The sequence below is a fragment of the Flavobacterium sp. genome, from assembly GCF_043720215.1.
GTDB lineage: Bacteria > Bacteroidota > Bacteroidia > Flavobacteriales > Flavobacteriaceae > Flavobacterium.
This window is the reverse complement of record NZ_JAYSSZ010000214.1, coordinates 1-8,414: the sequence shown is the minus strand read 5'-3', so window position 1 is coordinate 8,414 and position 8,414 is coordinate 1. Positions and strand designations below refer to the sequence as shown.

General features: G+C 32.1%; 8 protein-coding genes. 3 read left to right on the top strand and 5 right to left on the bottom strand.

Going from position 1 to position 8,414, the window contains the following annotated elements; all coding sequences use genetic code 11:
- Positions 1-198: 198 nt before the first annotated feature.
- The gene (locus ACHZC3_RS09870; RefSeq protein ID WP_394759697.1) at positions 199-1,242 is read right to left on the bottom strand and encodes a tyrosine-type recombinase/integrase; all 1,044 of its coding nucleotides are present in this window, start codon (positions 1,240-1,242) and stop codon (positions 199-201) included.
- 97 nt (positions 1,243-1,339) lie between these two features.
- Between ACHZC3_RS09870 and ACHZC3_RS09865 the strand changes: the two genes are divergently transcribed.
- Positions 1,340-2,377 (top strand): quinone-dependent dihydroorotate dehydrogenase, encoded by a 1,038-nt coding sequence (locus tag ACHZC3_RS09865; RefSeq protein ID WP_394759696.1) that lies wholly within the window; start codon positions 1,340-1,342, stop codon positions 2,375-2,377.
- Here ACHZC3_RS09865 and ACHZC3_RS09860 read toward each other — a convergent pair.
- Positions 2,345-3,046: a DUF3307 domain-containing protein gene (locus ACHZC3_RS09860; protein ID WP_394759695.1), complete on the bottom strand. Its 702-nt coding sequence runs from the start codon at positions 3,044-3,046 to the stop codon at positions 2,345-2,347. The genes ACHZC3_RS09865 and ACHZC3_RS09860 overlap by 33 nt on opposite strands.
- Complete coding sequence (locus ACHZC3_RS09855) at positions 3,043-3,654, bottom strand: SatD family protein (RefSeq protein ID WP_394759694.1); 612 nt, start codon at positions 3,652-3,654, stop codon at positions 3,043-3,045. The genes ACHZC3_RS09860 and ACHZC3_RS09855 overlap by 4 nt, the downstream gene beginning before the upstream one ends.
- A gap of 196 nt (positions 3,655-3,850) precedes the next feature.
- Between ACHZC3_RS09855 and ACHZC3_RS09850 the strand changes: the two genes are divergently transcribed.
- Complete coding sequence (locus ACHZC3_RS09850; RefSeq protein WP_394759693.1) at positions 3,851-4,714, top strand: hydroxymethylglutaryl-CoA lyase; 864 nt, start codon at positions 3,851-3,853, stop codon at positions 4,712-4,714.
- On the opposite strand, the gene ACHZC3_RS09845 is transcribed toward ACHZC3_RS09850, so the two are convergent.
- Positions 4,689-5,450 (bottom strand): hypothetical protein, encoded by a 762-nt coding sequence (locus tag ACHZC3_RS09845; RefSeq protein ID WP_394759692.1) that lies wholly within the window; start codon positions 5,448-5,450, stop codon positions 4,689-4,691. The genes ACHZC3_RS09850 and ACHZC3_RS09845 overlap by 26 nt on opposite strands.
- A gap of 128 nt (positions 5,451-5,578) precedes the next feature.
- On the opposite strand from ACHZC3_RS09845, the gene guaB reads away from it, so the two are divergent.
- Complete coding sequence (guaB, locus tag ACHZC3_RS09840; RefSeq protein ID WP_394759691.1) at positions 5,579-7,051, top strand: IMP dehydrogenase; 1,473 nt, start codon at positions 5,579-5,581, stop codon at positions 7,049-7,051.
- Positions 7,052-7,130: 79 nt separating this feature from the next.
- Here the strand turns inward: guaB and ACHZC3_RS09835 are convergent.
- On the bottom strand, positions 7,131-8,414 hold a 1,284-nt coding region (locus tag ACHZC3_RS09835), incomplete at its 5' end, for a rhodanese-like domain-containing protein (RefSeq protein WP_394759690.1).

Genomic DNA, 8,414 nt, shown 5'->3' with positions numbered 1-8,414 from the left:
AAACTTTTCACTTCAAATATAATAATTTCCACTTTTTTAAACACGCAATATTCTCAATTGTAGTTGTCTGAGTCTTTTCGGTACAACTGACCGCTAACTTGTATATATGCGAAACAAACTTTCGTCAATCTACCTAAATTTAGGTGTATATACGAATGTTTGTTTCGCTTTATATTTTTCAAATATATTAATTTTCCCTTACAAATCATCAAAAGGACTTTTAATTTGCTGAATACTTTTTGTGCTTACATGGGTGTATATTTCGGTGGTTTTGCTACTATTATGCCCTAATAATTCTTGAATATAGCGCAAATCGGTACCGCTTTCTAATAAATGAGTTGCATAACTGTGTCTTAGCCAATGCAAAGTAGCAGGTTTTGTAATTCCTGATTTTTGTAGGGCTTGTTTCAATATGAGTTGCAAACTTCGAGCATCATACGGAAACCCAATTGTTTGTCCTTCAAATAAATAGATTGTGGGTTTGTATACTTTATAATAATCTCGTAGCATTTCTAATATCTTTGGGCTCAAGGGCACAATTCTGTCTTTTTTTTCTTTTGAGTTTTTAAGCAATATTATATTTCTCTTAGAATCGACATGAACTGGTTTTAGTGCTAATAATTCGCCACAGCGCAAACCACAACTATAAATTAACGAAAGCATCATTTTATGTTTGATGTTGCTATGGATATTCAAAATCAACTTTATTTCTTCTTTACTCAATACATTTGGTAAGGTTTTTTCTCGTTTGGGACGATGTATTTTATCAACTTCAATCTTAACGTTTTTGATGGTTTTAAAATATAATTTTATAGCATTTACAATCTGATTTTGGTATGAAGAAGATAAATCATTTTTTAAAATATATTCATTATTATAGATTATAACATCGTTGTTTGTTATCTCGTAGACACTTTTTTCTTTAAAAAATAGTAAGAATGATTTTAGAGCTTCAGTATATGTTTTTATCGTGTTTTGGCTATATCTTTTGGAGTTTAGCCATTGCTTAAATTTTTCTAATTCTTTATTGCTATCTTCGGATATGGTTTTACTAGTTTCGAGATTAATTTTAAAACGAATTTGATTCTCTAACGTATTAGGAACATGCCAAACTCGTAATGTCTGACTCCATATTGAATCAACAACTAGTTTTATTCGTTTTATTAACTCTTCATCTTTTTCAAAAGAAACGGCAATTCTTTTTTCTTTTCTATGGCTTATAATTTTGGCTTCCCAATTCATGGCTTTAAATTTAATTCAATAAAGATAAATAAAACTTACAATTTATTTTAGAATTCCGTTTAACAATTTCTATTTTTGCATAACAACACAAACAATTATGTACAAACTTATTATCCGCCCCATACTTTTCTGGTTTGATCCAGAAAAAGTGCATTATTTTACCTTTTCAATTATTCGATTTGTATCAAAAATCCCAGGATTTACATCACTATTTAAATCCTTGTATGAAGTGAATGACAAACGTTTAGAAAGGGAAATTTTTGGGTTAAAATTCAAAAATCCTGTGGGTCTTGCTGCTGGTTTCGATAAAGATGCTAAGCTCTATAAAGAACTCTCAAACTTTGGTTTCGGATTTATAGAAATAGGAACCTTAACACCAAAATCGCAAGAAGGAAATCCTAAAAAACGATTGTTTCGGCTAAAAGAAGATCAAGCAATTATAAACAGAATGGGTTTCAATAATGGTGGAGTGCAAGAAGCGGTGACTCGATTAAAAGATAATAATGGAGTTCTTATTGGTGGAAACATTGGCAAAAATAAACTCACACCAAACGAAAATGCGACTTCCGATTACGAAATTTGTTTTGATACATTATACGATTACGTCGATTATTTTGTGGTAAATGTAAGCTCGCCAAACACACCAAATCTTCGGGAATTACAAGAAAAGGAACCGTTAACACAATTATTGCAAACCTTGCAGAATAAAAATTTGGCTAAGCCAAAACAGAAGCCAATTCTTTTGAAAATAGCGCCTGATCTCACAAACGAACAATTGTTAGATATTATAGATATTGTAAAAATCACTAAAATTGCTGGAGTTATTGCGACTAATACTACTATTTCTCGTGAAGGTTTGCAATCTGTAAACCGAATAGAAATGGGAGGATTATCAGGAAAACCACTAACGAATCGTTCTACGGAAGTGATTCGGTTTTTGTCTGAAAAAAGCTATAAAGCTTTCCCAATTATTGGAGTAGGAGGAATCCATTCAGCCGATGATGCCATTGAAAAATTAGAAGCAGGAGCAAGCTTAATTCAGCTTTATACTGGTTTTATTTACGAAGGGCCAGCATTAGTAAAAGCGATTAACAAAAAAATATTAGAGAAAATGAACAACCAAAAGCCCAACTAACAAAGCTATTCCAAAACTTAAAAGCGTCCCTATAAGCACATATTCAGTGAGTTTTCTGTCTTTCGCTTCTTTTAAGTCACCAAATCTAAAAATAGATTTTGCTGCTAATAAAAAGCCAATAGCCTCAAAATGAGAAGTTATAATAAAGCAAAAAACAAACAATCGTTCTAATATCCCAATATAATTTCCTGCATTTTGTAGAGAATTGTCGTTTTCAGATTTGCTTTCGGGTGTCCAAATCGAAATTATATTTTTTATAAGAATAGACGTTGGTTTGGTAAGAAATACAATTGCAGTTACCATAATCCAAAAATGATTATTGAAAATAGCAAGATCTAAAGTAAGATTTTTATAAACAGATGCAATGATTACAATGATTAATAAATGTAAGACTTGATCAGTAATAAACCAGTTGCGTTTTGTTTCGACTTTTTGGAAATGTAGTTTCAAAAAATCTATTAATCCGTGAGATAAGGCGAGGAGCAATGCAAAACAAATAAATTGTATTTCGGGAACTAAAATCCAAGCTAAAAATCCATGCAAAACGGTATGAATGTATAAATAAATACTTTTGTGTTTTTTGTTTTCTTTGTCTAAAACCCACGAAGTTGGTTGTAGCAAAAAATCACCAAGTAAATGTGCTAAAAGTAGTTTTATGAAAATTATCATACGTTTCTGTTTTTTATTTTTTGTCTAAAATAATTTTCGGTTTCCATCATCAAGTCAAATTGAGCACGTTTACGTCTTCTGCTTACTGCTGCTTGATTAATTCCTAGTTTTACTCCAATTTCTTCTTGCGAAAGTGTTTGGTTTGAAATGGCAATTTGCACAAATTCTGCCGATTGTGTAAGCCAATTATCCATAAACGTCAAACACAAACGTAGCATCAAATTTATTTCGAAATCAAACTCTTTATCTCCTGTGTTGATGGCTAAATTAACTTTTTGTTTTTTTAAAGTTTCAAAAACTTCTCCCGAACGAGAAAATGCGGTGCCATTACTTTCGGAAATTTTCTTGGCTTTGTACGTTTTATCTCCAATACCAATACTCATTCTTATGTCGAGTTTCTTGGTTTTAAAAAACGCTTTTATCTGCAATGCGATTTGCAATACATCTTCAGGATTTTTAACTTCTAATTGAAACTCATCACCGCGATAAATTTCCCACTCTATTGGATTTTTACCAAAAGAGGACAATAATTTCTTGAAACCATCCATCCATATTGTAGAAGGAAGCTTTCTAGAATTGACAATATCTCCTGTAATTATGCTTATCATAAATCAAAAGTAAATAAAAAAAGGATTCGATTTTAATTTTCATTAAAAAATTATTACCAAAATACGTAATAGTATCATTTATTACCAAAATACGTAATAGTATTATTTATTACCAAAATATGTAATAGTGTTAAATTATCGAAATTTGAAACTGATAATTTTAAAATCATAATTGTTTTTCTATCTTTGACTTTCTATGAAACCAATAAAAATTATCGAATGTCCTCGAGATGCCATGCAAGGTATCAAGCCATTTATTCCTACAGCTAGGAAAGTAGACTACATTCAATCTTTATTGCGAGTTGGTTTCGATAGTATCGATTTTGGGAGTTTTGTATCGCCTAAAGCCATTCCTCAAATGCAAGACACAGCCGAAGTTTTAGCACAACTCGATTTGTCTCAAACAAAAAGTAAGTTACTAGCAATAATTGCCAATACCCAAGGCGCAAGTTTAGCATCAGCTCACAAAGAAATTCAATATTTAGGATTTCCATTTTCTATTTCTGAGAATTTTCAGATGCGAAATACACATAAAACCATTGCTGAAAGTCTGATTACTTTACAAGAAATTTTAGAAATAGCTGATAAAACAAACAAAGAAGTTGTAACCTATATTTCTATGGGTTTTGGTAATCCGTACGGTGACCCTTGGAATGTAGAAATAGTAGGCGAGTGGACAGAAAAATTAGCCAATATGGGTGTAAAAATCCTTTCACTTTCTGACACAGTAGGTTCATCTACGCCAGAAGTAATAAGTTATTTATTCTCAAATTTAATACATAAATATCCTACTATAGAGTTTGGTGCGCACTTGCATACTACACCAGATAAATGGTTCGAGAAAATCGACGCAGCTTACAAAGCAGGTTGTCGACGTTATGATGGTGCAATTCAGGGTTTTGGAGGATGTCCTATGGCAACTGACAATTTAACTGGAAATATGCCTACTGAAAAATTATTATCTTATTTTACTACTCAAAAAGAAATTACAAACACCAGTCCTATGAGTTTCGAAAGTGCTTATAATGTAGCATCTAGGTTGTTTGGTGAGTATCACTAAAAGTAAAAACAGAAAATATTTCTTTCAAATTTTCAGACTTACTTTTAGGTCTTTTATTATCTATAATTTTCAAATATAAATACATCATTATTGCAAATACAATTACAACTATTTGTTTTCCTACAATACTTGAAAGTAATAAATTGGAACTATTGTTTAATGAAAAAAGGTTTACTCCATAAAAAACAACAGAGTCAAATAGCGATATTAAACAAAGAGGAATTAAAATTTTTATAAACAAAAAATTACGACTTAATTTTAAATTTAAAAACTCGTATATAACTATTAAAAGTACGGAATCTATATATAATAGACAGGTTCCTGTCATAAAAATAATAATATCTAGATTTAAAATTGATTCTAAGAATTCTATATTTATCGAATTATCGTCCAACTGGAGTTGTAAACTCGTAAAGACTGATAAAATGGTTATGATTATGTTTGAAATCATCAAACCAAATATTATTGTTCTCGTTTTTGATATATTTTCCGAATGAAAAACTAATAATATAATAAAAAGAGAAGATGTAAATAAAATAGAAGAACCAGGAGAAACTATAATTTCATTAAAAATCTCATTATAAATACTTGAGGCTAATAGAGTTTGAAAAAATTGAATAGAACCAATAAAAATCAGCAATAAGTCAATTCCGAAATATTTTCTTAAACGATGTAATGATAAAATTACAATACCCACAAAAATAGTTTCAGCAATAAAAATAGATAAAGAATTCATTAATTTTAATTATTTCGTAAAAATATATAAAATTAATCATTTTATATATTTTTGATTACTATTAATTTTTTCTATCATAGAAAAAACTACTATATTTGCATGCAATTTAACTACAACTATAAATTGCAATGAAAGCACACAATTCAAAAATAATAGGAGAAGGATTAACATACGATGACGTATTGTTAGTTCCTAATTACTCAGACATACTTCCTCGCGATGTCAGTATACAAACAAAATTTTCCAGAAATATTACATTAAATGTTCCTATTGTATCTGCAGCTATGGATACAGTTACCGAAAGTTCTATGGCAATTGCTATGGCTCAGGAAGGAGGAATTGGAGTTTTACATAAAAATATGACTATTGAGCAACAAGCAGCAAAAGTACGTAAAGTAAAACGTGCTGAGTCTGGTATGATTATAGATCCTGTTACATTACCACTAACATCAACAGTTGCAGACGCTAAAAATGCGATGAAAGAATTTGGCATTGGTGGAATTCCAATTGTCGATGAAAATAAAACTCTAAAAGGAATTGTTACCAATCGTGATTTGCGTTTCGAGAAAAATAATGCTCGACCAATTATTGAAGTAATGACTAGCGAAAATTTAATAACTGTTGCTGAAGGAACCTCATTAGAACAAGCTGAAGTCGTTTTACAAGGAAACAAAATTGAAAAACTACCTGTTGTAAATGTCGATTATAAATTAGTTGGACTTATCACTTTTAGAGATATTACAAAACTAACCCAGAAGCCAATTGCTAACAAAGATGTATACGGTCGTTTGCGTGTTGCAGCAGCTATTGGAGTAACTGGTGATGCTGTAGATAGGGCAGAAGCACTAGTGAATGCTGGCGTAGATGCTATAATTATTGATACCGCTCACGGACATACTCAAGGTGTTGTTAATGTTTTGAAAGAAGTAAAATCTAAATTTCCTCAAATAGATGTTATTGTAGGTAATATTGCCACTCCAGAAGCCGCAAAATTCTTAGTCGAAAATGGAGCCGATGGTGTAAAAGTAGGAATTGGTCCAGGTTCAATTTGCACAACAAGAATTGTTGCGGGAGTTGGATTTCCACAATTTTCAGCAGTATTGGAAGTTGCTGCTGCACTTAAAGGAACTGGAATTCCTGTAATTGCCGATGGAGGAATTCGTTATACAGGAGATATTCCTAAAGCCATTGCTGCTGGAGCCGATTGCGTTATGTTAGGTTCACTCCTTGCAGGAACGAAAGAATCTCCAGGAGAAACAATTATTTTTGAAGGTAGAAAATTTAAATCCTATCGAGGAATGGGTTCTGTTGAAGCTATGGAAGGCGGTTCTAAAGATCGCTATTTCCAAGATGTGGAAGACGATGTTAAGAAACTTGTTCCAGAAGGAATCGTAGGCCGAGTACCTTATAAAGGCGAGTTAAACGAAAGTATGTTACAATTTATAGGTGGACTTCGCGCAGGAATGGGATATTGCGGGTCGAAAGACATTCAAACTTTGCAAGAAACTGGACGTTTTGTACGTATTACCACAAGTGGAATTAGAGAAAGTCACCCGCACAATGTAACAATTACAAAGGAATCTCCTAATTATTCAAGATAACTTTAAATTATTTACTTCACAAAAAAAAACAGGCTGTTTACAAAAACAGCCTGTTTTTTAGCCTTAAGTGAATTGGAAACTATTGCAAAATTTTGCTTTGACAAACAAAATCTGTTTTAGGAATATTTGTTTTCAAAATGGCATTATAACCGCCTTCAATTTCTGTAAAATTTCTGTAGCCACGTGCTTGAAGTATAGATGCAGCAATCATACTACGGTAACCTCCAGCACAATGCATAAAGAAATGTTCTTCAGGATTTATGTCTTTTATCCAATTATTTATGGAAGCTAATGGTCGGGAATAGGCATCTTCTATGTGTTCAGCTTCGTATTCTGAATCTCTGCGAATATCTAATACTTTACTTTCTCCTATTTTGACTTCGTTTGCAAATTGTTCTGCATTTATTCTATGTACGGTATCTATTTCTAAGCCTGCATTTTTCCATGATTCGAAACCTCCTTGCAAATGTCCAATCAAGTTATCAAAACCAACACGAGCCAGTCTAGTAACTGTTTCTTCTTCTTCTTTGCCAATTTCGGTTACCAAAATTATGGGTTGAGTAACATCAGCGACAAGTGAACCAACCCAAGGAGCAAAATCACCACTTATTCCTATACTAATAGACTGCGGAATATAGCCTTTGCTAAAATCACCACTATTACGAGTATCAAGAATTAGAGCGTTTGTTTCTTCTGCAGCTACTTGAAATTCAGTAACAGATAATGCCCTCATGCCATTGTTTAGAATAGTACTAAAACTTTCAATCCCTTTTTTGTTCATAGCTACATTCATCCCAAAATAGGCTGGTGGAGGTAATAATCCATCGGTTACTTCAGCAATAAATTCTGCTTCGGTCATATTGGCACGTAAAGCATAATTAGTAGCTTTTTGTTCACCAATTGTTGAAACAGTTTCTTTGCTCATATTTTTTCCGCAAGCAGAACCAGCACCATGTGCAGGATAAACAATAACATCATCTGCTAATGTCATTATTTTGTCTCGTAATGAATGGAATAAAACTCCAGCTAATTGCTCTTGAGTCATTGAAGCTGCCTTCTGTGCTAAGTCAGGTCTTCCTACATCACCTATAAAAAGTGTATCTCCAGAAAAAATGGCATAATCTTTTCCATTTTCATCTATTAGTAAGTAGGTTGTACTTTCCATAGTATGTCCTGGAGTGTGAATGGCTTTTATTGTAATTTTACCAACTTTAAATTCTTGACCATCAGTTGCTAATGTGAAATTAAATTCAGCAGCCGCATTTGGTCCATAAACAATAGGAGCATGGGTTGCTTTGCTTAAATCTAAATGACCAGAAACAAAATCAGCATGAAAATGAGTTTCGAAAATATATTTTAGCTT

Bases quoted from the DNA above. Each gene is read 5' to 3' on its own strand.
- ACHZC3_RS09845 (WP_394759692.1), bottom strand. From the start codon at position 5,450: ATGAATTCTTTATCTATTTTTATTGCTGAAACTATTTTTGTGGGTATT.
- ACHZC3_RS09855 (WP_394759694.1), bottom strand. From the start codon at position 3,654: ATGATAAGCATAATTACAGGAGATATTGTCAATTCTAGAAAGCTTCCT.
- ACHZC3_RS09850 (WP_394759693.1), top strand. From the start codon at position 3,851: ATGAAACCAATAAAAATTATCGAATGTCCTCGAGATGCCATGCAAGGT.
- ACHZC3_RS09870 (WP_394759697.1), bottom strand. From the start codon at position 1,242: ATGAATTGGGAAGCCAAAATTATAAGCCATAGAAAAGAAAAAAGAATT.
- ACHZC3_RS09860 (WP_394759695.1), bottom strand. From the start codon at position 3,046: ATGATAATTTTCATAAAACTACTTTTAGCACATTTACTTGGTGATTTT.
- ACHZC3_RS09865 (WP_394759696.1), top strand. From the start codon at position 1,340: ATGTACAAACTTATTATCCGCCCCATACTTTTCTGGTTTGATCCAGAA.
- guaB (WP_394759691.1), top strand. From the start codon at position 5,579: ATGAAAGCACACAATTCAAAAATAATAGGAGAAGGATTAACATACGAT.